Annotated in this window: 1 rRNA gene; it reads left to right on the top strand. The window is 52.6% G+C overall.

The window, feature by feature from the left end:
- Positions 1-430, top strand: a 23S ribosomal RNA gene (locus ACU68Y_RS09135); the annotation flags it as partial.

Consider the following 430-nt stretch of genomic DNA (forward strand, 5'->3'; position numbering starts at 1 on the left):
AGTGGAAGGGCCATCGCTCAACGGATAAAAGCTACCCCGGGGATAACAGGCTTATCTCCCCCAAGAGTCCACATCGACGGGGAGGTTTGGCACCTCGATGTCGGCTCGTCTCATCCTGGAGCTGGAGTAGGTTCCAAGGGTTGGGCTGTTCGCCCATTAAAGAGGCACGCGAGCTGGGTTCAGAACGTCGTGAGACAGTTCGGTCCCTATCCACCGTGGGCGTGAGAAATTTGAGAGGATCTGTCCTTAGTACGAGAGGACCGGGATGGACAGACCGCTGGTGTACGAGTTGTACTGCCAAGTGCACAGCTCGGTAGCTACGTCTGGGAAGGATAAGTGCTGAAGGCATCTAAGCACGAAACCAACCTCGAGATAAGATTTCTATGAGATTACTTGAAGAAAACAAGATAGATAGGTCAGAGGTGTAAAG

Source organism: Finegoldia sp. P1-F-LS (assembly GCF_052932205.1).